The sequence below is a fragment of the Streptomyces longisporus genome, assembly GCF_039532765.1.
Classification (GTDB): domain Bacteria; phylum Actinomycetota; class Actinomycetes; order Streptomycetales; family Streptomycetaceae; genus Streptomyces; species Streptomyces longisporus.
This window is the reverse complement of sequence record NZ_BAAASG010000007.1, coordinates 419100-443709: the sequence shown is the minus strand read 5'-3', so window position 1 is coordinate 443709 and position 24610 is coordinate 419100. Positions and strand designations below refer to the sequence as shown.

The 24610-nt window shown below is 69.2% G+C and carries 19 protein-coding genes; 9 read left to right on the top strand and 10 right to left on the bottom strand.

What is annotated here, in order from left to right; all coding sequences use genetic code 11:
• Positions 1–187: 187 nt before the first annotated feature.
• The 7 genes from iolC (at position 188) to galE (ending at position 8434) form a co-directional block, all read left to right on the top strand.
• Positions 188–1150 (top strand): 5-dehydro-2-deoxygluconokinase, encoded by a 963-nt coding sequence (iolC, locus tag ABD355_RS13655; RefSeq protein ID WP_344400505.1) that lies wholly within the window; start codon positions 188–190, stop codon positions 1148–1150.
• A gap of 14 nt (positions 1151–1164) precedes the next feature.
• Positions 1165–2052 carry a Cgl0159 family (beta/alpha)8-fold protein gene (locus ABD355_RS13650; protein ID WP_344400503.1) on the top strand — a complete coding sequence of 296 codons (888 nt, stop codon included), beginning with the start codon at positions 1165–1167 and terminating at the stop codon, positions 2050–2052.
• Between the two features lie 39 nt (positions 2053–2091).
• A complete protein-coding gene (gene iolB / locus ABD355_RS13645) occupies positions 2092–3006 on the top strand; it encodes a 5-deoxy-glucuronate isomerase (RefSeq protein ID WP_344400502.1) in 915 nt (304 codons plus the stop codon).
• Positions 3006–4883 (top strand): 3D-(3,5/4)-trihydroxycyclohexane-1,2-dione acylhydrolase (decyclizing), encoded by a 1878-nt coding sequence (gene iolD, locus ABD355_RS13640; RefSeq protein ID WP_344400501.1) that lies wholly within the window; start codon positions 3006–3008, stop codon positions 4881–4883. The genes iolB and iolD overlap by 1 nt, the downstream gene beginning before the upstream one ends.
• Positions 4884–4922: 39 nt before the next feature.
• Positions 4923–6425: a CoA-acylating methylmalonate-semialdehyde dehydrogenase gene (locus tag ABD355_RS13635; protein WP_344400500.1), complete on the top strand. Its 1503-nt coding sequence runs from the start codon at positions 4923–4925 to the stop codon at positions 6423–6425.
• 32 nt (positions 6426–6457) lie between these two features.
• Complete coding sequence (locus ABD355_RS13630) at positions 6458–7240, top strand: GntR family transcriptional regulator (RefSeq protein ID WP_344400498.1); 783 nt, start codon at positions 6458–6460, stop codon at positions 7238–7240.
• 93 nt (positions 7241–7333) lie between these two features.
• Positions 7334–8434, top strand: coding sequence for a UDP-glucose 4-epimerase GalE (gene galE / locus ABD355_RS13625; protein WP_344400497.1), 1101 nt, complete (start codon positions 7334–7336; stop codon positions 8432–8434).
• Here the strand turns inward: galE and ABD355_RS13620 are convergent.
• Complete coding sequence (locus ABD355_RS13620; RefSeq protein ID WP_486388675.1) at positions 8382–10205, bottom strand: glycoside hydrolase family 15 protein; 1824 nt, start codon at positions 10203–10205, stop codon at positions 8382–8384. The genes galE and ABD355_RS13620 overlap by 53 nt on opposite strands.
• Before the next feature lie 406 nt (positions 10206–10611).
• Between ABD355_RS13620 and ABD355_RS13615 the strand changes: the two genes are divergently transcribed.
• On the top strand, positions 10612–11892 hold the full coding sequence (locus tag ABD355_RS13615) for a glycoside hydrolase family 16 protein (protein WP_344400496.1): 1281 nt from the start codon (positions 10612–10614) through the stop codon (positions 11890–11892).
• A 69-nt stretch (positions 11893–11961) separates the two neighbouring features.
• Here the strand turns inward: ABD355_RS13615 and ABD355_RS13610 are convergent, their stop codons facing one another.
• The 7 genes from ABD355_RS13610 to ABD355_RS13580 all read right to left on the bottom strand — a co-directional run bounded on the left by ABD355_RS13610 (position 11962) and on the right by ABD355_RS13580 (position 19257).
• Positions 11962–12774, bottom strand: a complete 813-nt coding sequence (locus ABD355_RS13610) for a polysaccharide deacetylase family protein (protein WP_344400495.1) — start codon at positions 12772–12774, stop codon at positions 11962–11964.
• Complete coding sequence (locus tag ABD355_RS13605) at positions 12771–13775, bottom strand: glycosyltransferase family 2 protein (protein ID WP_344400494.1); 1005 nt, start codon at positions 13773–13775, stop codon at positions 12771–12773. Before ABD355_RS13605 ends, ABD355_RS13610 begins: the two co-directional genes overlap by 4 nt.
• Positions 13776–13892: 117 nt before the next feature.
• Positions 13893–15191 carry a glycosyltransferase family 2 protein gene (locus ABD355_RS13600; RefSeq protein ID WP_344400492.1) on the bottom strand — a complete coding sequence of 433 codons (1299 nt, stop codon included), beginning with the start codon at positions 15189–15191 and terminating at the stop codon, positions 13893–13895.
• Positions 15188–15883, bottom strand: coding sequence for a glycosyltransferase family 2 protein (locus ABD355_RS13595; RefSeq protein ID WP_344400490.1), 696 nt, complete (start codon positions 15881–15883; stop codon positions 15188–15190). The genes ABD355_RS13600 and ABD355_RS13595 overlap by 4 nt, the downstream gene beginning before the upstream one ends.
• Positions 15884–16055: 172 nt before the next feature.
• Positions 16056–16916, bottom strand: coding sequence for a glycoside hydrolase family 16 protein (locus ABD355_RS13590; protein ID WP_344400489.1), 861 nt, complete (start codon positions 16914–16916; stop codon positions 16056–16058).
• 2 nt (positions 16917–16918) lie between these two features.
• A complete protein-coding gene (locus tag ABD355_RS13585; protein WP_344400488.1) occupies positions 16919–17437 on the bottom strand; it encodes a hypothetical protein in 519 nt (172 codons plus the stop codon).
• Entirely contained in the window at positions 17434–19257 is a 1824-nt protein-coding gene (locus ABD355_RS13580; protein WP_344400487.1) for a glycosyltransferase, read from the bottom strand. Before ABD355_RS13580 ends, ABD355_RS13585 begins: the two co-directional genes overlap by 4 nt.
• Before the next feature lie 160 nt (positions 19258–19417).
• Here ABD355_RS13580 and ABD355_RS13575 point away from each other — a divergent pair, with 160 nt between their 5' ends.
• Positions 19418–20218, top strand: coding sequence for an alkaline phosphatase family protein (locus ABD355_RS13575; protein WP_344400486.1), 801 nt, complete (start codon positions 19418–19420; stop codon positions 20216–20218).
• An 8-nt stretch (positions 20219–20226) separates the two neighbouring features.
• On the opposite strand, the gene ABD355_RS13570 is transcribed toward ABD355_RS13575, so the two are convergent.
• Together ABD355_RS13570 and ABD355_RS13565 are read right to left on the bottom strand one after the other, a co-directional pair.
• Positions 20227–21537 (bottom strand): lipopolysaccharide biosynthesis protein, encoded by a 1311-nt coding sequence (locus ABD355_RS13570; protein WP_344400485.1) that lies wholly within the window; start codon positions 21535–21537, stop codon positions 20227–20229.
• The gene (locus ABD355_RS13565; RefSeq protein WP_344400484.1) at positions 21534–24305 is read right to left on the bottom strand and encodes an HAD hydrolase family protein; all 2772 of its coding nucleotides are present in this window, start codon (positions 24303–24305) and stop codon (positions 21534–21536) included. The genes ABD355_RS13570 and ABD355_RS13565 overlap by 4 nt, the downstream gene beginning before the upstream one ends.
• Positions 24306–24610 lie beyond the last annotated feature (305 nt).

Genomic DNA, 24610 nt, shown 5'->3' with positions numbered 1-24610 from the left:
GGTCGGCCTGGGACGGGATCAAACCCCTGGCCGCGCCCGCTGTCAATACTTTGTTAAGACATCATTTCACGAGCTAGTCCGAATGTAAGTACAAACTATTGACAGCGTCGCCCTCCGAGGCCTACACCTGTGGGGCGGCAGGCCCTCTGGGACCCGCATCCCCAGACCAGCTCGAGGAGCGTCGCGCATGGCCGAGTCAGACCAGTCCTTCGACTTGATCACTATGGGCCGTATCGGAGTCGATCTCTACCCACTGCAGTCGGGGGTGCCCCTGGCCCGGGTCGAGACCTTCGGCAAGTTCCTCGGCGGTTCGGCCGCCAACGTGGCGGTCGCCGCCGCCCGGCTCGGCCGGAACACCGCGGTGATCACCCGCACCGGCGACGACCCCTTCGGCGCCTATCTGCACGAGGCGCTGAAGGAGTTCGACGTCGACGACCGCTGGGTCGCACCCGTCGCCGCGTACCCGACACCGGTGACCTTCTGCGAGATCTTCCCTCCGGATGACTTCCCTCTGTATTTCTACCGGCAGCCTAAGGCTCCTGACCTGGAGATACATTCCGACGAGCTGGACTACTTCGCCATCCGTGCGAGCCGGGTCTTCTGGATCACCGGCACCGGCCTGAGCGAGGAGCCCAGCCGCTCCGCCACACTCGCCGCCCTCAAGGCACGCGACAAGGCAGGTACGACGGTCTTCGACCTCGACTGGCGGCCCATGTTCTGGGAGCACCCCCAGGAGGCCCGCCCCTACTACGCGGAGGCGCTGCGGCATGTCACGGTCGCCGTCGGCAACCTCGACGAGTGCGAGGTCGCCACCGGTGTCCGCGAGCCGCGGGCCTGCGCCGAGGCGCTGCTGGAGGCGGGCGTGGAACTGGCGGTCGTCAAGCAGGGCCCCAAGGGCGTCCTCGCCGTGCACCGCGACGGCACCAGCGCCGAGGTAGCGCCGGTGCCCGTCGAGGTGGCCAACGGTCTCGGCGCGGGCGACGCCTTCGGCGGCTCCCTCGTGCACGGCCTGCTGGCCGGCTGGGAGTTGGCCGAAATCATGCGGTACGCCAACGCGGCCGGCGCCCTCGTCGCCTCCCGTCTCGCCTGTTCCTCCGCGATGCCCACCGAGGCCGAGGTCGAGGACCTCCTCGCGCGGGCCACCCTCTGAAACGGAGCTTCCCCTTGTCCCTCAGCATCCCCGACCTCGTCTCGGTCAGGGCCCGCCACCCCGAGGCCGTCGCCGAGGCGGCCGCCCGGCGCACGCGCCGCCCGCTCATCGGTGACAGCGGCCGCCTGATGATCGTGGCCGCCGACCACCCGGCCCGCGGCGCCCTCGGCGTCGGCGACCGCCGGCTCGCCATGGCCGGCCGCGCCGAGCTGCTGGAGCGCCTGTGCATCGCGCTGTCGCGGCCGGGCGTGGACGGGGTGCTGGCCACCGCCGACATCCTGGAGGACCTCCTCCTGCTCGGGGTGCTGGAGAACAAGGTCGTCATGGGGTCCATGAACCGCGGGGGCCTCGCGGGCGCCGTCTTCGAGATGGACGACCGCTTCACCGGCCACCGCGCCGAGGACATCGCCCGGCTCCGCTTCGACGCGGGCAAGCTGCTGCTGCGCATCGACTACGACGACCCGGGCTCGCTGACCACGCTGGAGTCCACGGCCCGCGCGATCGACGACATGGCGGCACACCGGCTGCCGCTGTTCGTCGAGCCGTTCATCTCGCGCCGCACAGACGGCCGGGTCAGCAACGACCTGTCCGCAGAGGCCGTCACGAAGTCCATCGCGATCGCCGCGGGCCTGGGCGGCACCTCCGCCTACACCTGGCTGAAGCTGCCCGTCACCGACGACCCGGACGACATGGGCGAGGTGCTGGAGACCTCCACGCTGCCGACCGTGCTGCTCGGCGGCGAGGTGGGCGAGTCCGCGGAGGCACAAGCGGGCGCGTACGAGCGCTGGCGCAAGGCCCTGAGGCTGCCGACCGTGCAGGGGATGGTCGTCGGGCGCTCGCTGCTCTACCCGGCGGAGGGCAGTGTGGAGACGGCGGTCGACACGGCCGTAGGACTGCTGTGAGTCGGAGGAGTGCTGTATGACCCACCACCGGAGCGCCCCATGACCTACCACCTGCCTGCCGGCAAGGCCCTCGGCGGCCCCTACGTCGTGGACGTCACCCCGGAGAAGGCCGGCTGGGGCTACTCCAGCCTGCGTGTGCTGGAGCTCCCGCCGGGCGGCGCGCACACCTTCGACACCGGCGACAGCGAGTGGATCGTGCTGCCGCTCAGCGGCGGCTGCGCGGTCGCGGCCGCCGACGACTTCGGCCACGACACCTTCGAACTCACCGGCCGCGACAGCGTGTTCAGCGCCGTCAGCGACTTCGCGTACGTCCCCAGGGACGCCCGTACGACGATCACGTCCACCGGCGGCGGACGGTTCGCGCTCACCGGCGCGCGCTGCACCCGGCGGCTGCCCGCCCGCTACGGACCGGCCTCGTCCGTACCGGTGGAGCTGCGCGGCACCGGCAACTCCTCCCGCCAGGTCAACAACTTCGGGGCGGCGACCCGCGCCGGAGGCGCTGATGGACAGGGTTTCGAGTGCGACAAGCTGATCGCGGTGGAGGTGATCACGCCGGGCGGCAACTGGTCGTCGTTCCCGCCGCACAAGCACGACGAGCACCGGCCCGGCGAGGAGTCCGTCCTGGAAGAGATCTACTACTTCGAGTTCGCCGCCCATGACGGCATCCCCGGCCTCGGCTACCAGCGGGTCTCCCCCTCCGGGCGGGGCCGCAACACGGATGTGCTGGCCGAGGTGCGCGGCGGGGACGTCGTGCTGATCCCCGACGGCTGGCACGGGCCCTCCATGGCCGTGCCCGGCCACCACATGTACTACCTCAACGTCATGGCGGGCCCGGAGCCCGAGCGTGCCTGGCTGATCTGCGACCACCCCGATCACGCCTGGGTCCGCTCCACCTGGCCCGAGCAGCCCGTCGACCCCCGCCTCCCCCTCTACACGGCACCGGAGAAGTCCTGATGAGCACCACCACCCGCCGCCTGACCGTCGCCCAGGCCCTGGTGCGGTTCCTGTCCGTCCAGTACACCGAGCGCGACGGCGTGCGCCGGCGGCTGATCGCGGGCACCTGGGGCATCTTCGGCCATGGCAACGTTGCCGGGATCGGCCAGGCCCTCCTGGAGGCGGGCGAGGAGACGATGCCGTACCACCAGGGCCGCAACGAGCAGGCCATGGTGCATGCGGCCGTCGGCTACGCCCGCCAGCTCGACCGCCTCTCCGCACAGGCGGTGACGACGTCCATCGGCCCGGGCGCCACCAACCTGGTCACCGGCGCCGCGCTCGCGACCATCAACCGCCTGCCCGTCCTGCTGCTGCCCGGCGACTACTTCGCCACCCGGGTCGCCGACCCGCTGCTGCAGCAGCTGGAGCATCCGACCGAGGCGGACGTGTCGGTCAACGACACCCTGCGCCCGGTGTCGCGGTACTTCGACCGCATCACCCGTCCCGAGTCCCTGATCCCCTCCGCCCTCAACGCCATGCGGGTCCTCGCCGACCCCGCCGAGACCGGTGCCGTGACTCTGGCTCTTCCGCAGGACGTGCAGGCGGAGGCCTATGACTGGCCGGAGGAGTTCTTCGCCGAGCGTGTGTGGCATATGCGGCGGCCGGCTCCCGACCCGTACGAGCTCGCGGAGGCGGTGGCGGCGATCCGGGCCGCCGAGCGGCCGCTGATCGTCGCGGGCGGGGGCATCCACCACAGCCAGGCCGAGGAGGCGCTCAAGGCGCTGGTGGACGCCACCGGCATCCCCGTCGCCTCGACCCAGGCCGGCAAGGGCTCGCTGCGGTACGACCACCCCGCCGACCTCGGCGGCATCGGTCACACCGGCACGGCGGTCTGCGACGAATTCGCACGCACGGCCGACCTGATCATCGGCGTCGGGACCCGCTACACGGACTTCACCACCGCCTCCAACACGCTCTTCCAGCGGCCGGAGGTCCGGTTCGTCAACCTCAACATCGCCGCGTTCGACGCTCACAAGCTGGCGGCGCGGACGGTGGTGTGCGACGCGCGCGCAGGGCTCACAGCGTTGACGCAGGCTCTAGCCGGTCACCGTGTGAACTCGGTTTACGAGGACGAGTACCGCGTCGGCAAGGAACGCTGGGAGCAGGTGGTTGACGCCGCTTTCACCGCCGCCGACGAGAACGCCGTCCCCACCCAGACCCAGGTGCTCGGCGCCCTGGACGCGGTGGTCGGCGAGGACGACGTGGTGATCAACGCGGCCGGTTCGCTCCCCGGCGACCTGCACAAGCTCTGGCGGGCCCGCAGCCCCCGCCAGTACCACCTGGAGTACGGCTACTCCTGCATGGGCTACGAGATCCCGGCCGCCATCGGCGTCCAGCAGGCCGCCCCCGACACCGCGGTCTGGTCCCTGGTCGGCGACGGCACCTACCTGATGATGCCGACCGAGATCGTCACGGCCGTCCAGGAGGGCCTGCCCGTCAATCTCGTCCTGATCCAGAACCACGGCTACGCCTCCATCGGCGGCCTCTCCGAGTCGGTCGGCGGCGAGCGCTTCGGCACCGCCTACCGCTACCGGGCCGCCGACGGCACCTTCTCCGGAGCCCCCCTCCCCGTCGACCTCGCCGCCAACGCCGGCAGCCTCGGCATGGACGTGCTGCGCGCCAAGACGGTCCGCGAACTGCGCGAGGCGCTCGCCGCGGCCCGCGCCTCCGACCGCCCGACCTGCGTCTACATCGAGACCGACACCGCCACCCCGACCGCTCCCCCGGCGGAGGCCTGGTGGGACGTGCCGGTCGCCGAGACCGCCTCCCGCGAGGCCGCCGTACAGGCCCGGCAGGAGTACGACCGGCAGGTCGCCGGGCAGCGCCGCCACCTCTGACCTCCCCCGCACGACCCCTTTGTGAAAGGCCCCCGCACCATGAAGACCATCACCCACTGGATCGACGGCAAGCCCGTCGAGTCCACCTCCGGCCGCCACGGCGCCGTGTACGACCCGGCGACCGGCGCGCAGGAGAAGCAGGTCGGATTCGCGACCGTCGACGAGGTGGACGCCGCCGTCGCCTCCGCGAAGGCCGCCTTCGAGACCTGGGGTTCGTCCTCGCTGGCCAAGCGCACCGCGATCCTGTTCAAGTACCGCGAGCTGCTCGACGCGCACCGCGACGAGATCGCCGAGCTGATCACCGCCGAACACGGCAAAGTCCACTCCGACGCGCTCGGCGAGGTCGCGCGCGGCATGGAGATCGTCGAGCTGGCCTGCGGGATCAGCGTGCAGCTGAAGGGCGAGCTGTCGACGCAGGTCTCCACCCGCGTCGACGTCGCCTCGATCCGGCAGCCGCTGGGCGTGGTCGCGGGCATCACTCCGTTCAACTTCCCGGCCATGGTGCCGATGTGGATGTTCCCGCTGGCCATCGCCTGCGGCAACACCTTCGTGCTCAAGCCGAGCGAGAAGGACCCCTCGGCCTCCTTCCGCCTGGCCGAACTGGCCACCGAGGCGGGCCTGCCGGACGGCGTCCTGAACATCGTGCAGGGCGACAAGGTGGCCGTGGACCGCCTGCTGGAGCACCCGGACGTCGAGGCGGTCTCCTTCGTCGGCTCGACGCCGATCGCCAAGTACATCCAGCTCAAGGCGGTCGAGCACGGCAAGCGCGTCCAGGCCCTGGGCGGCGCCAAGAACCACATGCTGGTCCTGCCGGACGCCGACCTGGACTTCGCCGCCGACCAGGCGATCAACGCGGCCTACGGTTCGGCGGGCGAGCGCTGTATGGCCGTCTCTGTCGTGGTCGCGGTCGGCGACACGGGCGACGAACTGGTCGCCAAGATCGCCGAGCGTGCGAAGAACCTGAAGATCGGCCCCGGCAACGACCCGTCCTCCGAGATGGGCCCGCTGATCACCCGCGAGCACCGCGACAAGGTGGCCTCCTATGTGACGAGCGCCGCCGAGCAGGGCGCCGAGGTCGTCGTCGACGGCAGCGGCTACACGGTCGAGGACCACCCCGAATGCGCCGACGGCTTCTTCATCGGCGTGACGCTCCTGGACAAGGTGCCGCTGACGGCAGACGCGTACCGTGACGAGATCTTCGGCCCGGTCCTCGCCGTGGTCCGTGCCGAGTCGTACGACGAGGCCATCAAGCTGATCAACGACTCCCGCTGGGGCAACGGCACCGCGATCTTCACCCGGGACGGCGGCGCCGCCCGCCGCTTCCAGCTGGAGGTCAAGGCGGGCATGGTCGGCGTGAACGTGCCGATCCCGGTACCCGTGGGCTACCACTCCTTCGGCGGCTGGAAGGATTCCCTCTTCGGCGATCTGCACGTCTACGGCAATGACGGCATCGCCTTCTACACGCAGGGGAAGGTGATCACCACGCGCTGGCCGGACCCGGCCGACGCGGGCATCAACCTCGGTTTCCCCAGCCACTCCTGACGTTTCGTCAGCATCCAGAGGGAGGTACGCCCATGGCGAGGACCGGCGGCACCACACGGGCCGCGACGGCCGCTGTCGACTCGCTGGACTTCGCCCTGGACCGGGGCAGTCCGGTGCCGCTGTACTACCAGCTGGCCCAGCAGCTGGAGGCGGCGATCGAGCACGGAGCGCTCGCCCCGGGCAACCTCCTGGGCAACGAGATCGACCTCTCGACGCGCCTGGGCCTGTCCAGACCCACCGTCCGCCAGGCCATCCAGTCCCTGGTCGACAAGGGGCTGCTGGTGCGCCGCCGAGGGGTCGGCACTCAGGTGGTGCACAGCCAGGTCAAGCGCCCGCTGGAGCTCAGCAGCCTCTACGACGACCTGGAGTCGGCCGGACAGGGCCCCACCACGCAGGTGGTGCGCAACGAGCGCGAGCCCGCGTCCCCGGACGTCGCGGCCGCGCTCGGCATAGCGGAGGGCAGCGAGGTGATCGTCCTGGAGCGGCTGCGCCTGACCCACGGCCAGCCGGTCGCCCTGCTGTGCAACTACCTCCCCGCGACCCTGCTGGAACTCGACTCCGCCCGCCTGGAGTCGACCGGCCTGTACCGGATGATGCGCACCGCCGGCATCACCCTGCACAGCGCCCACCAGACCATCGGCGCCCGCTCCGCCACCGCCGAGGAGGCCGCCCGCCTCGACGAGGAGGAGGGCGCGGCCCTGCTCACCATGCAGCGCACGGCGTACGACGACACCGGGCGACCGGTGGAGTACGGGACGCACATCTACCGTGCGTCCCGCTACGCGTTCGACTTCCAGCTGCTGGTCAGGCCGTGAACCGGCGCTCTTGACTCCTCGGGGGCGGAAAGCGCACTGTCTTAGGTATACGCCGTAAACATACGACGTCATCCTCAGGCCCGACGAGGAACCGTGGACAAGTACAGGCGAGCGCATGCACGCCCGGGGGCCGCACCCTCCTGGGCTCCGTCCACCGTCCTCGTCACCGGCGGCGCCGGGTTCATCGGCAGCCACGCCTGCGTCGAGCTCCTCGACCACGGTTACGAGGTGATCGTGGTCGACGACTACGCGAACAGCACGCCCCATGTCTTCGCGCGGGTGGAGCGGATCGCGGGCCGGTTCGTCGGGGCCGTCTACGAACTGGACATACGGGACCGGCGCGCCCTGTCGGCGGTCTTCGACCGGCATCCCGTGGACGCCGTCATGCACTTCGCCGCGCTCAAGTCGGTGAGCGGATCGGTCGAGTCGCCGGTCGAGTACTACGACACCAATGTGGGCGGCACCACCTCACTGCTGCGCACGATGCACGAGCACGGAGTCCACCGGCTCGTGTTCTCCTCCTCGTGCTCGGTCTACGGCGACGCGGGCGCGGGCCCGCTCGACGAATCGACCCCGGCACATCCGACCAACCCCTACGCGGCTTCGAAGCGTGCCTGCGAGCAGATCCTCGCCGATGTCTGCTGCCGCCGTCCCGAGTACACGGTGCTGTGCCTGCGCTACTTCAACCCGGCCGGCGCCCATCCCAGCGGGCTGCTCGGCGAGGACCCGCAGGGCGCCCCCGACAACCTCATGCCGCACGTGGCGCAGGTCGCCCTCGGTCACAGCAAGCGGCTGCAGGTGTTCGGCGGTGACTACCCCACCCCTGACGGCACCGCGGTCCGCGACTACATCCACGTCATGGACACCGTCGAGGCGCACCGCATCGCACTCGACCACCTCGCCGACGCCCCTGGCATGCATGTGTTCAACCTCGGCCTGGGACAGGGCATTTCGGTCCTGGACGTGGTCGCCGCCTTCTCCGAGGCCAGCGCCAAGCCCATTCCGTACGAAGTCGGGCCGCGCCGTCCCGGGGACGTCGCCACCCTCGTCGCCGACGCGAGCGCCGTCAGCCGCGCCTGGGGCTGGCGGCCCACCCGAACCCTTGCGGACATGTGCCGGGACGCCTGGCACTTCCAGCGGCTCAACCCGCACGGGTACGCCGGTGCCGAGCGGCGCCCGAACCCGAAGCCCTGAGGGCGAACGCCGTCTCCACCAGGGCGATGTGGCTGAACGCCTTGGGCGCGTTGCCCAGTTGACGGCCCGCGTCGGGATCCCACTGCTCCGAGAGCAGGCCCACGTCGTTGCGCACCGCGAGCACACGCTCGAAGAGGTCTCGGGCCGGTTCGACGTGACCGGTCGCGGCAAGGGCGTCCGCGTACCAGAGAGAGCAGGACACGAAGGCGCCTTCCGAGCCGTGCACACCGTCCACTTCATGGACGCCGTGGCCGTCCGACGCGTAGCGCCGCACGAAGCCCCCGAGATCGAGCCGCCCCATCGCGCGGACGGTGCCGCGCATCCGCTGGTCATGTGCGGGCAGGAAGCCGAACCGTGGCATCAGCAGGACCGACGCGTCCAGCGCCGGGGAGCCGTATGACTGCACAAAGCTGCACTGTCCGGAATCCCAGCCCTGCCGGCAGACCTGACGGTGCACCTCGTCCCGCAGGGCGCGCCATTCGCCGGAGGAGCCGTTGCGGCCGAGCAGCTCGCCCATCCGCAGGGCACGGTCGGCGGCGACCCAGGCCATGACCTTGGAGTGCACGAACTGCCGCCGCGGGCCCCGCATTTGCCACAGACCCTGATCCGGTTCACGCCAGTGCCGCTGCAGATAGCCCATCATCGCCTCCACCAGATGCCACACATGGGCCGGCATCGCAATGCCGGCTCGCAGCGACAGCCAGAAGGTGTCGAGGACCTCGCCGTACACGTCCAGCTGGAACTGGTTCGCCGCGGAGTTGCCGAACCGGACGGGCCGCGAGCCCTCGTAGCCGGTCAGCCAGGGCGCCTCGGTCTCGGGGAGCAGACGCTGCCCGCCGACGCCGTACACGGTCTGCAGGTCGCACGGGTTGCCGGCGATGGCCCGCACCAGCCAGTCCAGCCAGGCCGTCGCCTCCTCCCGGTAGCCGCTGTGCAGGAGGCAGGACTGTGCGAAGGTGGAGTCGCGCAGCCAGCAGTACCGGTAGTCCCAGTTGCGCTCGCCGCCGATGCAGCCGGGCAGGGAGGTGGTGGGGGCTGCCACGATGCCGCCCGTGGGGGCGTAGATGAGCGCCTTCAAGGTGATGAGTGACCTCACCACGGCGTCCCGCCACGGCCCTTCGTAGCAGCACTGGGCGGTCCAGGTCCGCCAGTAGTCGGCGGTCTCCTTGAGCAGCGTCTCGGCCGGGACGCTCAGCGGCGTGGGCGGTTCGGGCAGGTGCGAGGGCGACCACACCAGCGTCAGCGCGAGTCGCCGTCCGGCGGGGACGGTGAAGTCGTGGACCGTGGCGTCGACGCCGCCGGGTTCCCGTGCGGCTCCGTCGGCGCCCAGCCAGACGGCGTCCGGGCCGGCGACCGCCACCGCGCACTGGTCGACGGCCCGGACCCAGGGCACGACCCGACCCTGGTGGAAGCGCAGCCGCAGCTCGCTGCGCATGGACACGGAGCCCGAGAGTCCCTCCACCACTCGGACCAGACAAGGCACCCCCGCCCGCGGCGGCATGAAGTCCGTGACCCGCACGACCCCCGTCGGGGTCTCCCACCACGAATCCAGCACCAGCGTGTCGGGCCGGTAGGACCGGCGCGTGCACCGGTCGCCGCCAAGGGGCGCGACCCGCCAGAATCCGTTGTCCGGCGTACCGAGCAGCGCGGCCAGACAGGCCGGCGAGTCGAAGCGGGGCAGACACAGCCAGTCGACGGAGCCGTCCCGGCCGATCATGGCGGCGGTCTCCAGGTCGCTGAGGAGGGCGTAGTCCTCGATGGGGGCGTTCATCACCAAATACGTATGTTTACGACGTATACGTACATCATCTACTTCCGAACCTTCCGGGTCAAGCCCAGGACGCCCGCCGAGGCAACGAACGACCGGGCGGCCGAAGAGACAGCGGCACGGCACACAGGAATGAGGGGCAGCCCGGAGCCCAGGGTCATTAAAGGCAATTCAAAGCACATATGACCGAATTGTTCCTCCATGTGGCGGACATCACGGGAGGCGGCTCGATGCGGCCAACTCGCATGCAGGACAGGAAATTCGAACACCCAGCAGGCACTTGGACCCCGAACAGGCTCTTGCGGATCGAATGCACCTCACGCAGAGTCCATGACCATTCAGTCCGCCTTTGCTTCGCGCAAAAGCGGGCTCTGCTGCCGCAGGGTGGGGGTGAAAGGTCACGCCGTACATGCCAATGGAACAAAAAGCTGGAATTCCGCGACATCGCCGCCGCTTCGCCGTACGGACGAAGGTGGGCGCCCTCGCGTTCGCCACCGCCGCCCTCGCAGGGGGCGCGCTTACCCAAGCCGGCCTGGCGAACGCCTCGACGACTGACGTCGTCGTCGATTCCCTGTCCATGTCGACGACAGCCGACGGACAATTCAAGGCCACCGCGAAGGTTCACGCCACTAAGACGATCAAGGTGCAGGCCCTTGCTGTCACGGCACGGTCTTCAGACGGCGCCGTCTATGACTTTCCGGGAGCGGCCGCGACCACGCTGAAGACTTGGCCCACTGTCTATACCTCGGGCAGTCGCGCATTTCCCGCGGGTACGTATACCTATTTCCTCTCATACAAGCTGCACGACAGCTGGCACAACCTTTCTCCGGTGAATTCCTTCACCTCCGGCACCGACTCCACACCCACACCCACACCCACACCCACACCCTCGGCAACGGCATCCGCTCCCACCGTCGCGCCGACGCCCACCTCCACGTCCACGCCGACTGCCACGTCCACAGCGACGGCCGGCGAACCGTCCTCGGCGCCTTCGACGACCGTCGCCGCACCGCTCGGCATTCCCGGGACATGGCGCAATGTGTTCAGTGACGAATTCGACGGCACGAACCTTGACGGCTCCAAGTGGAATCCGAACTGGCTCGGGTGCTCCGGATGCGTAACGCCGCCCGTGAACTCATCCGAAGAGGCCGCCTACTCTCCCTCACAGGTCAGCGTCAGCGGGGGATATCTCCACCTCAAAGCCATCCAGCAGTCGACGACCGTCAACGGCAAGACCCATCCCTATGTCTCCGGACTGGTCGAGAGCAACGGAAAGGCCCAGTTCACCTACGGCGCTTTCGAAGCCCGCATCTATACGCCCGCGTCGGGCACCCAGATCGCCAACTGGCCCGCCTTCTGGACAGATGGCCAGAATTGGCCGACCGACGGCGAGATGGACGTCATGGAAGGCCTGAGCGGCTCTGCCTGTTACCACTTCCATTCCCCAGCCGGTGGGCCAGGCGGCTGCGCCCCCGGCAGCTACACCGGATGGCACACCTATGGTGCCGAATGGAAACCAGGGGCGGTCACGTACTACTACGACGGCAAGCAGGTCGGTCAGATCACGTCAGGGATCACCTCGGCTCCCATGTATCTGATCCTCAACAACGCCGTCAGCTCCACCTATGGCGGGCCCACCCAGGTCCCGGCCGACATGATGGTCGACTACGTGAGGGTCTGGCAGCACTGAGCCGACTGCTGTGCTCCGGGCGCCGGCCGCTGTTCCCCGGCCGGCGCCTCGTTCAGGAGATCAGGCGGCTCAAGCGGGAAGGGCCTTGTACGGTCGCCCAACCATCTCCCTCGTCCGGCGGTACGCCCGCCACCCACGAGTCCGCGCCCCCTCGGCGAACGGCGCGACGGGGGCGCCCTCTCCACGGGTCCACAGCGTGAAGCGTTCCCGCCCGGTGTCCGCCCGCACCATGAGCCGGGCGAACCACAGCGGATCGTCCCGGAACGAGCTGAACGCCGAAGCCCGGATGGCGGCGGCCGAGGTCCAGCCGGCCTCCCGCACCATCGCGCGAACCCGAGGGCTCGAATAGCCGTGCGGGTACGCGAAGGAGGTGAGGGAATGACCGAGGGCGTCCTCGAGCTCCTGCTTGCATCCGCCCACTTCCTCCCTCACCGCCTTGCGTGGCAGGGTGTCGAGCTGCGCATGCGTCCTGCTGTGTCCGCCGATCTCGACGCCTGCCGCGTCCAGTTCCCGGACTTGAGCCCAACTCAGCATCGCGACGGACGGAAAGGGTCCGCGACGTGACAGCGTTCCGGGGGACGTCAGGGCATCAGTGGTGACGTACAAGGTGGCGGGAAGTCCCCTGGCGAGGAGCAGCGGAGCCACCGTGGACGCGAAGTCCGCGTAACCGTCGTCGAAGGTCAGCACGGCGCACCGGGGCGGCAGCTCGGGGCCGCCGAGCAGCGCCGTGACCAACTGCCGCAGCGGGACCAGGCGCAGGCCGCTGTCGGCGATCATGTCCAGGTGCTCCACAAACGTGCGCGGACTCACCGTGTACGGTGCAAGCCACACCGGCGGGTCGCAGGACACCGCGTGATAGAGGAAGACGGGTATGGCGTTCATGGCCCGTCCCACAATGCCTGAACCGGCACCGGCGGACGCCAGGTGAAGCGCCCGGGCCCTGGTGCCCGGAGCCGTCCGACGAGATAACCGGTGCCGGTGACGCACACTCCCGCGGACAGCGCCCCCATGGTGCGCACGGCGCCGGGACGGCCGGTCCGGCTCAGGCTACGGGCCAGCGCCCGCGGAACGGTGGACCGCAGATAGACGCGTTCGCTGGCCAGGGCCGGCCCGCTGCCGTCGTACCGTGCCACCAACGCCTTGCTCAGCCCCTCGCCGTAGCAGCGGGACAGGAAGTAGGACCAGCGGGTACGGGCTTCCGGGACCCGGTGGCGCACCTCCGCTTCCGGTTCGTACACCAGGACGGCATCCGGGTGGTGGGATGCAATGCGCAGGCACAGCTCCGTCTCCTCGCACCCCGCCGTCGGCCGGGCACCCACCCGCCCGAGGGTCGTGAGGAAGCCGCCGACCGCAAGCAACTCCGTTCTGCGGAAGGACATGTTGGCTCCGATGAAGTTGCGCACCGCAGCAGTGCGCTCGGGCAGTCCCCGGTAGGAGCAACCGACCACCCAGTCGAACTCCGGGGGGAACCACACCGGCCGCCGGGTGGACCAGCGAGGTCTGACCAGTCCACCGACCCCCGCCACCCTGGGGTTGGCATAATGCTCCAGCAGACGGGCGGCCCATTCCGGTTCGGCGGCCGCGTCGTCGTCGAGGAAGGCGACCACATCGCCGTGCGAGACCGCTACGCCCGTGTTCCGTGCTCCGGACAGTCCACGGGGACCGCGACTGGGCACCACCCGGACCGCCGGCATCACTTCGGATGCCCGCTCGTACAGGGCCCGGCAGTGGTCGACAACCAGTACGACCTCGTCCGGGGGCCGGTTCTGGGTCAGCACCGAAGCGATCGCGCCCCGCAGGTCGTCCCACCGTTCCATGGTGTAGGCGCAGACGACCACGGACAGGGTCGGGCCGGAGTGAGCGGTGGACCTCGTGTCGTTCATGATGACCTCCGGGTCAGCGGAACGAGCGCCATCAGGAAACGCACGCCGAACTCGGGCGGACTGCGCTGCCGTCGGCACGGTGCCCACCCCTCATTTCACAGTCCGGTCGCGGTGCGGTCAGCGTCCGGCACGGCTGCCTGCAAGACGCCCGCGGAGATAGCCGCAGGGGCCGTATGCCATCCCGCGTGCCTCTAGCAGGGCAAGTCGCCCCGACCAGGCGGCCTCGGGATCGGCACTGCGTTCACGTGTCCTCGTCACCGCGTGACGGATGCCGCCTGGAAGGCGGCGCAGTAGGGCGGGGAGCCTGCGCGGATCGCGCGTCACGGCGCCTGTGAGGTAGGCGGCGAAACCGGCGCCGTACCCGAATGCCTGCGCGTCCACCGCAGCCTGGGTTCGATGGTGCCGGTGCCAGACGATGGCACCCGGCTGGTAGGCGAGGGCGTGACCGGCGGTCAGCACCTCGAAGAAGGCGAGCAGATCATCCCCACCTCGGGCAGGGGTCCCGGCTCCGGTCGCGGAGTCGAATCCGCCCATGGAGCGGAGTACATCGGTACGGAAGGACATGTTGGCGCCGGAGCCGAAGTGCCCCGCGGTGAAGGGGAACAGCGGGTCCGGCGGCGGATCGGCCAGCGACCAGATGCGAGGCTCGTATCCCTTGGCGAAGCCGCCCTGTCGCTCAAGCGCGATCTGCGCCGGAGTCTGCAGTTCGGCGGGGACGATCAGTCCGGTGACACAGCCGACCCGTGAGTCCTGCTCGAACGTCATGGCCAGGGCAGACAGCCACCCCGGGTCGACGAGGGTGTCGTCGTCCGTGAAGGCGACGAGGGATCCGCGGGCGCGCGCCAGCCCTCGGTTGTGGGCACGAGCAAGGCCGGGGACGGGTTCGCTGACGTAACCGACCTGCTCCCGGAACACTCCGTGGGTCAGGGCCGCTGCCGCACCGTCGGCCGGGGCGTTGTCGACCACGATGATCTCGAACTCGGGGTAGTCCTGCCGCAGCAGCGACTGCAAGCACCGGCGCAGTTGCTTCGGCCGGTTGTGGGTGGCCACGATCACGCTGATCGCGGGTGGCCGCTGAATCGTGCGGCCCTGTCCGGCCTGACAGGGCCAGTCGTCGGTGCCTGCGCCCGGGGTTGCGGTCCGGTCCGCGGCTCGGTGCCCGGCGATCTGAGCCGCCAGTTGCCGGCCGGCGGCATGTACGACCGCCCGCCACAGGCCAGCGGCCCCGGAGGGGTCCGCTGCACTGACCATGCCGAGCGGCTGACCGTGCAGTCGCACCAGGGCTCGCACCGGCCCCTGCGGTTCGGCCAGCAGCGGACCGGCCGGGAGTCTGAACTCGCCCGGACGGGCCAGGTCGACATCGACCACCCGGACCGGGGCGAGAGCGGGGGCGGGGCGTACGGCGACAGACGTCATGAGGCGCTCCGCAAGCCTGCGGTGGCGGAGTGCGCGCCCGGCCGTTCCGAGATCAGAGTGTGCAGTACCCGACGCCCGTCGGATATCGCGTGCAGGTTGGAGGAGCCGCTGCGCCGAGGCAGTTCGAGACTGGGGACCTCTGCGATGCGCAGCCCGGAGCGCAGGGCGTGCACGATCATCTCGGTCTCGATCTCGAAGCCGGAGGCGTGCAGGTCCAACAGCTCCAGGAAACTGCGCCGGAAGGCGCAGAAGCCGTAGCAGAGATCGGTCAGGGAGGCGTGGTAAAGCCGGTTGACCGCGGCCAGGAGTACGTGGTTGCCCATCCGCCTGAAGCGGGTGATGTCCAGCGAGCCACCACCCGCGACAAAGCGCGAACCCTTGACGAAGTCGTAGCCGTGCTCGAGGAAGTGCAGAAAGTGCGGGATCTCCGCCGGCGACATGCTGCCGTCGGCATCCATCATCACCACATAGTCACCGGTCGCGGCGAGGAAGCCGGTGCGCAGGGCGTTTCCCTTGCCGGGTCCGTTCTGCCGGACGAAGCGCACGCTCGGCAGGCAGTGCCGGGCCATGGGCACCGTCGCATCGACGGAGTCCCCGTCGACGAGGATGACCTCGTCCACGCTTTCGGGGATCTGCTCGAAGACCCAGGGGATGTTCCGGGCCTCGTTGCGCGCCGGCACGACCAGGCTCACAGTGGCACCCTTTCCCCCGCCGTTCCCACTGCTGGTGATCGAGTCGCTGTACATGGTCAGGTGCCTCCGAACACATACGCCATACGCTTACGGCGTATACTCACACTTTCGTCCGATTTGCCCCGGTCGTCAAGGGAGAAGAGGGAGGCGGTCGCGTCACGGTCGCGGCCCGTCACTGCTGCCAGACGCGCACCCAGTCGACCTTCATCTGCGCCGAGTTCACGGAGCGCGGCGGGACCTGCGGAACACCGACAGCCAGATTGAGCAGGAGCTCCATGGGAACGTTCGGAACACGGTCCGCCCCTGTCAGCTGGAACCGCTCGACACCATCCACGAACCAGGTCAGTTCGCCGGGCTTCCAGAGCAGCGCGAAGACGTGGTATCCGGCGGGGAAGTCGATCGGACCGTACTTCTTCTCCGCCTGCTCGACGAAACCGCTCATCCCCCGCCAGTGCACGTTCATCAACACCCGCTGTGTGGTCCCGAAGAACTCCATGATGTCCAGTTCCGGAGGGACATACCGGGACGCGGGCATCAACCAGAAGGCCGGGAACATACCGGCCTGCGCGGGGATCTTGACGGCCGCCTCGAAATAACCGTACGTGAAGGTCCGACGGGGACGGGCGTTCCAGCTGTCTCGACCTGTGGAGATCATGCCCGAGGTCCATGGGTAGACCCGACCGTCGCTACCCCGAGTGGGACGGCGGTCGGCACTCAGGGTGAGTGCTCCTCCCCCCACCGAGACCTGGCCGGGCAGGTACCACTCCTTTTCCTGGTTGCCGCTGTTGGTGCACCCGTTCACATTCCAGTCGTAGCAGGTGGCCCAGCGGTCGGTGTCGAGTTTCGAGCCCTGGAAGTCGTCCTGGAAGACCAGCCGCCAATGTCCCGGCGGCTTCGACTGTGACGTCGTTGTGTGGCTGCCGCTGTCACCGCCACCCCCACCACCGCCGCCGTCGCCGGCAACACCGCGGCAGGCGACTGCGAGCAGCAGCGCACCTGCGGCCAGCGCCCGCTGTACCCGACGGCACCGCACAGTCACCTCCGGACCCCGGCCACCACCGCGGCGGCGAACCGACGGGCGGTGAGACCGGCGGCGGTGGCTACGCCCATGATCGGCCCAGCGCCTCCGCCCCCCGCAGGAGGTTCGGTCCGGTCGGCGACAGCCGTCGGCGAACCATCGTCCGGAGCGGCTCGGCGTACCGGGCCGCGGGTGCCGCCGGGTCGAGGCAGCATCGCCAGGAGGGACGTCAGGACCGCGAGCGTGAGCAGCGCTCGCGTGACGGTGAAGACGCCGCTCAGGAACAGGGCCTCCGCGACGAGCACCGACAGCGACATGCTGACCACCAGGGCCAGGACCGCCGTCTCCAGCAAGATCGCCGGATCCGTGGCACGCGCCGAAGTCGGCGCACCCCACCGTAGGGCCGTCAGTCCCGGGCAGACCAGCAGGAACGCCGTCGTGAGGATCACGCGCAGGACGGCGGCCTCCGGCAGGAAGGCGACCGCCGCCAGGGCCACCCAGCCGGATGACGCAAGCCCCCAGCGCAGCAGGCTCATGGCCCCGCCCCTCCTGCCGGGTTCCCGTACAGATAGACGACCGCGTCCCTGTTGCGGTAGACCGGCACGAAGCCCGGTGCCCGTGCCATGGCGGCGTCCATCCGCTGCGTCGTGTCAGCGGGCAGGACTCCGTTGAGGTAAGTCTCGGCAGTCTGCGCGCGGCTCAGGATGATGTAGGCCGGTTGGCGTGTCGTGGCCCCCTGGATGAAGGGCTCGAGGCCGGACAGCGGATCTCTGACCAGCTCTCGGCGGGTGTGGATGTCCTGCTCGTCCAGTTCCACCCGGGGATGCTCGTCGTAGTGCATGAACAGGCCGGGCACCGCCGAGGTGACGGAGACGATCAGGGACTGGGGTGGTGCCGTGGCCGTGACGAAATGGGCGGCGGCGACCTCGTCCTTGGTGAAGTAGTCAGCCGCCTCCTTGCCGTAGTAGCCGAAGACCAGCCCGCCGAGCACGGCCATGAGCAGCGGATACGAGAGGAGGACGTGGAGACGCGGACGCCTGCCCCACTGGAAGAGCAGGGCGGCGATGAGGAAAGCGGCTGCCGGCAGTGCGAACAGATAGGAGCGGAGGATCATCTCCCCGCCGTAGGCGTTCGCGACCAGGAGCGGCAGTGGAGACACTACGAGTAGCGGGAGGCCGGTGCGACGGACCCACCGACGACGTACGAAGGCCACGGCCGCCAGAAAGAAGACGGCGGCGGACAGGGCACGGTCGACCCACGACACCACGACCTGTCCCGGCGCCGCGGTGCCCAGCGCGGCCAGCCCCGAGACGACGTTGCTGTTGGGCTGTACCAGCGACTGGACGAAATTGTTCAGATTGGCCGAGATATAGGGGCGCGCGACGGTGGAGTCCCAGACCACGGTCAACAGCACCGCACCGGCCAGGACAGGCAGCACCACACGTCGGTTGCGACGTGGAATCGACAACGCCACGAGCGCGCTGATCAGCATCAGCGGTGTCAGCGGGTGCGAAGTGACGATGACAGCTGCGATCAGCAGTACCAGTACCAGCCTGGCGATCGGCCAGCGGCCGGGAGGGTCGTCCTGACGGTGCGCCGCGGGCAGCCGTCCCATGACCAGCGCGATCAATGTCACGAACATCAGAAACGCAAACGCCTGGGGCGCGAAGTAGTCCTGCCCCACCCAGGAGCACGAGTAGTAGACCCACGCGGCTCCCCAGACCAGTCGACGATCATGTGTCACGGTCCGGTACAGCAACAGCAGGGGGACTAGCAGCAGGGCGTTGAAGACAGGCGGGGTCCAGGCTGCGTAGGCCATTGCCGACTGGAGGCCCGTTGCCTTCAGGAACAAGGCGTTGAGCTGGAAGAAACCCGGCCATTGGTTGTAGAGGTCGAGCTTGTCCGCGTTCGGAACCGTCCCGCCGTTGCGGATCACCGCGTCGACGATCGCGACGTGCTTCCACGCCCAGCCGTAGCGCAATGCCGGGTAGAGCAGCGTGGGTGTCGCATGGAGGACCGCGATCAGCCCGAGGACATAGCCGGCGAACCAACCGCTTCTCGTGCGCCGGTCGATCATGGACAGACAGAAGCCGAGGGTGAGCAGGCCGAGGGCGGCCCAGTAGAGCACCGGCAGCACCTGTAGGAGGCCGTAGTCGTGCATCCGGCGCAGATTCACATGGCGCAGGGACAGCAGCCAGAGGCAAAGCGCGGCAGGCAAAGCCGTCCACGCCGTCCACTGGCGTGCCGTGGCACGCTGCAGACGACGCCGGTTGGTCACAGCCGCGACCGGCCATCGCACCGCGGCACTGGTCAGGGAGGCCCCGCGGTTGCCCGCCGGCATGGTGCCTTTGCCCATGGAGACGCCTCCACGATCGCACCCTTTTTAGGCTGAAATGAGACGAGAATGACGAGAATTACGTTACTTCCGTTTGTCGTGTACGGCAGTTCGCGCCACGGCCCGTGGAGGGAGAGCAGTGAGCTCACGATCGAGGTACAAACGACTCGGGGTCGCGGCGGTGGCGAGCCTTCTGTCTGTGGCGGGCTGCGATGCGCCGAAACCGCAGGGCCACTCAATCCCTCGTCCGGACCACATCGTGGTGGTGGTTGAGGAGAATCGCTCATACGGCGACATCATCGGAAACCCGCAGGCTCCCTACCTCAACGAACTGGCCGGGCAGGGTGCCTCCCTCACCGAGTTCTACGCCATCACCCATCCCAGTCAGCCCAATTACCTCGCACTCTTCTCAGGCTCAGCGCAGGGAGTCACTGGGGACGACTGTCCCGTCACCAGTACGGATCACAATCTCGGTTCCCACCTTCTGCAGGCGGGGCTGACCTTCGCCGGTTACGCGCAGAGCATGCCGCGGGTCGGCTTCACCGGCTGCACCAGCGGGGCGTATGTGCGTCGGCACAACCCCTGGGTGGATTTCACCAACCTTCCTGCCTCCACCAACCGCCCCTGGACCCGCTTTCCCCGCGACTACACGCATCTGCCCAATGTCTCGTTCGTCGTCCCGGACGTGGAACACGACATGCACGACGGCAGCGTGCGCAAGGCCGACACCTGGCTGCGGGACAACCTCGGCGACTACGCTCGCTGGGCGACCAGGCACAACAGCCTGTTGGTGGTGACGTGGGACGAGAGCTCCGACGCGGGCAACAATCGCATCCCCACAATTCTCGTCGGTGCACACGTGCAGCGGGGCGAGAATGCCCAGCCCAACAATCTGTTCGGACTGCTGCGCACGCTGCTGGACGCCTATCGCTTGAAGCCCCTCAACCACACCGCCGAGGCCGAGCCCGTCGACGTCTGGTAGCGGACGCATCACGGCCCGGGCAACCAGTTCGCCCTGCGCCACCACAACACGGCCGCCGCAGCGGCCTGCGAAAGGAGCCAGGCTGCACCCACTCCAGTGATGCCCATGACGGGCAGCAGGGCGTACGACAGCACGGTGGCCAGCGTGCACACCCCCGCCAGGATGCCGACCAGCAGGCGCAGCCTGCGTCGGACCCGGCACATGCTGACGGCTGCGACCACCACGATGTTCGGGAGGGCTGACAGAGCGGCGAGCCTGAGCAGGTTGGCGCCGTAGCGAGCGTAGTCCGGCCCGAAGACGCGGAGGATGATCGGCGCTGCAGCGCACAGGACCGCGATGCCGCACAGCAGCAATGCGGCCGTGTGGCGAAGGACCAACCGGCAGTGAGCGACGATCCGGGACGGGTCGTTGGCCGCCTCGACGATGAGGGAAGCGCCCATGTTGGTGTTCAGCAGGAAGAGCGAGAAGGCCACCAGCCAGGCGAGCGAGAAATAGGCGGCCTGGCGGGCGCCGAGTCGATCGAGGACGATGATCGGCAGGGAGACGGTAGCGCCCAACCAGCACAAGGCCGCCAAGTAGTCCGCGATGACGTAGCTGCGGGTGGGTCGGCTGGTGTCCACGCGGTCGTCGGGCATGGCGTCGGCCCGCCGGGGCAGGAACCGGCCGAACAGCAGGATGTTGGTCAGCGCGATGGCGACGACGACCGAAAGGGCCCAGGACCAGAGGATGCCGGTGGCCGCAAGGAAAGCCAGCACCACCACGAGACCGATCTTCACCACGGCGAAGACGAGATTCTCCAGCACCACCCAGCCAGGCCTGCGCAAGCCCGTCAGCACCCCGTCCTGCAGCACGAAGACGGCGTAGCCGACGGTCGCCAGCACGAAACCGCCGGCAACGAGCGGATGACGGAGGAACATCAGGCCCGGCGACACACTCGGGATCAGAAGCACGAACCCCACGGCGAGCACAGCGGTGGTCGAGCACGCGGCCAGATATGCGGCGGCGACCAAGCGCCGGCTGCGATGACCCGCCCCAGGAGTGAACCTGATCATCACATTGGTCATGTTGAGCTGGCCCACGCCGGCCAGCAACATCATCGCCGCCACCGCGGAGTAGTTCCGCCCGAGGCTTTCGGTGGTGTACGAGTGTGCGGCTACCGCCCAATACACGGCTCCGAGGGCCGATGTGAGCAACGAACTCAAGGTGAGCATGTGGCCGTTGCGCACCACCGTTTCCAATGACCAGATCTGCATGGACCGGATCCCCCCGGCTCCGGTGTCCACCCCACGCAACAGGCGGGCGACGCCGGTGGTTCTCATCGCGACCGCCTCTGACGGGGGCCTCCGGCACCCCCTGGATCCGGAGACGCAAAAGTCGGGTCATCTCTTCTTGCGGAACGGGAGCCGGCCACGAGGACGCGGGCTCTTGCGAGTCGAGCGAGGCGGACAGGCATGCCGACCCGGCCGGCCTCGGACAGGGCCAGGAGGGCCGTCAGGGCCGAATCGGCGGGTGACAGGGCGGGCACGCTGCAGTGGGGACAGCACCCCGGTGAGTGCCCGAGGAGTTGCCCCACCGCGTCGGCCAGGCCGGCCTGGTACGGCCGGCGCAGAACCGGGAGTCCCGCCGCCCGTACCGCGGGAGCGGCATTGCCCGGTGCACAGCCGTACCGGGCTCGGTGCAGCAGCGGAATGTCTGTGGCGCTGTCGCCCACGGCCAGAACCGGGCGGGTCCCCGGCGGGGCACGGAGCAGTTCGAGCAGCGCCGTCAGACCGGTGGCCTTGCTGACGCCCGTCGGCACGAAGTCGGTCTGCGCCTCGCCCTGTACGGCGGCGAAGCCGGCGGCCTCCGGGCGGCTGGTCACTTCGCGGACGGTTCGTGCGTCGAGCGCCGTACGGTGCTCACCGCGTCCACGGTAGGCCCGCAGGGACCAGCGGTACTGGGGGTCGAGCGTCACGGAGGGCAGCCCGGAGAGCAAGCCGGCCAACGGGGCGCGGTCTGGCCCCTCCACCAGCGGGGTGAAACGGTCACGCTCCGTTTCGTACGCCGCGGCACCGTATTCGGCGACGCCACCGGGCAGCCCGTACGCACGACAACGGTCGCGGACCTCAGGTACGGACCGCCCGGTGGCGAGGAGCACCCGGTACCCATGTGCGCGCAGACCGCGCAGAGCCAGCATCCCGGTCGGCGAGGGCGCGGCGACACCGAACAACAGGTCCGACTCCAGGACGCCGTCCACGTCGAGCGCGCACCACGCCTCCGAGGGGGGCACGGTCGCGGCAGCCGGCGTGACGTCCTTGAGGTCACCGAGGTACAGACCGGCGAGATACTGCTGGACCGCTCCGGACAGCGCCCGCCGGGCAGCGGTCTCGTCGATACCGGCGCCATTACCGGAACAGGCGAGGTGCTCGGCGTTCCAGCCGAGGACGACCTGGTACACACACCATCGCGCGGCAGGCACCCGGGTGCCCGCCAGTCGCTCGTATTCAGCCAGCAACTGATCCACGTGTGCCGGCAGAGCCTGCGCCGCACCCGCCAGGTCGTAGGCCGCGTCATAGGCGGCCAGGTCCAAGTGGCTGAAGTACCCCTCGTGGAAGTCGTACTTGGTCCATCCCTCGGGCCCGGGCCACCAGTGCCCGAACGCCATGTGCCCGTCCACCAGGGAGGGGGACGAGGTGCAAAGAAGGTCGCGCAGCAGAGGGTCGATCAGCAGCGGGCGCAGCGGGGCCGACAGCCTTCCGCATCTGTCGGCGAACAACCGGGCGCCGACCTCCCAGACCGGATGGCAGCCCGTCAGCAAGGGGCTGCGATCCCTGTTCAGCGGCAGACGTTCACGACGTCCGACGACATAGCGAACGACATCCGCCGGCGGGACCAGTTGCGTCGGGGTGGGGTGGGACGATCGGTCCGGCTCTGCGGGCTGCCGTTCCATCAGCAGCACTCCGTCGTGGAATCCGTGCACCCGCGGCACCAGTCCGTCGAGTGCCTCGGCGGCCGCCAGCGTATGTCGGCCGAAGTAACCCATTCCGGCGCCCCGCGCCACAAGGTGCAGTTCTCTTTCCCCGCGGTCGGTGCGCACCTGGGCTGTGAGGGGCACGTCCAGGTGGGACCAGCGGGAGGGCAGTCCAGGCTCGTCCGCCGAGAGGTCGAGCACATGATGGTCCGGCAGCAGGGCCGCCAGGATCCGTTGCAGCCCTTCCTTGCTCATCCGCTCACGGATGTACCACTCGCTCGGGGGCAGTACGACGGCGGGATGGCCGGCGAGGGCTCCAGGAACCGGCGGCCAGTCATGGAAGACGGCAAGGAGCAGGACGATCCGCTCGGTGGGAAAGCCCGCCCGCAGCAGATCCCGTGCCACCGTGGCCAGACTGTCGCCGGTGCCCGGCGGATCGTCGATCAGCAGGGCAAGGGCACCCTCACGCATGGCGGACCGCACTCTTGCGGTGTCTGCCCGTGAGGACCCGCCCGCCGGTCTCGTCGTGCAGACTCCTACGCGCGGATACCCCTCAGCACGCAGGGCGGCCGCCGCCAGTGGCCCGAGGTAACTGCCCGACGTACGCAGTCCGATCACAAGTAGCGGACGACTCCGGTCGGAGTACTGATGGGCGAAGCGTGCGACAAGTTCGAGGACGTCACGGGGATGCTGGTCGAAGCTGCGGAAGCAGGACGGGGGGCGCAGGACACTGCCGTTGAGCAGTGCGGCGGCCGGCGCCGGCACCTCGGCGCTCAGACGCTCCAGCAGTTCGCGGACCCGACCGGTGAGCGCGCTCTGGCCTGTGCCGCCGTCGGGCGGCTGGGCCGTCAGGACATCTGCCAGGGCATCGGTCAGCCGTTGCGCCACCGACAACCACGATCGGAGCCGACGTATGTCGGGCCTCACCCCGGCGGCGGTCACGGTGCCGTTCAGCACGAGGCGCAGCATGGTCCCGGCGCCTGCGCCATTGAACTGCTGCGCGGCTCGGCTGAGCAGCCAAGGAGTGCCGTTGAGCCGATCCTCGCAGACCTGGACAAGGCCGGCCGCGAAAAGATAGGCGTCCAGGGGGTCACCGCGGACTGCGGCCTCAAGCAGGCCACCATGCAGTTCTGTCACGTCGGCGCACAGATCGGGAACCCGCTGGAGGGTGTCTGTGTGGTGGTGAGAAATCGGGACCACTCCTCTCGTCGCGGACCGCTCGCACTCCCGTGTGGGAACCCCGGCGTGCCGGCCACGCGGCCGATCACGACGCCCGGGCCGCGCCCCGCAACCGACGGGAAGGCAACGTCAGGCGTCCTCGAAGCGGATCACTCGGCTGACGACGTTGACAGTCCACCCCCAGCGGAAAGCTGCTCACGGACGTCGACGTAATGGGGGGACGAGAAGCCATCTGCTCCCGCGAAGCCCGCTTTGAACGGGCC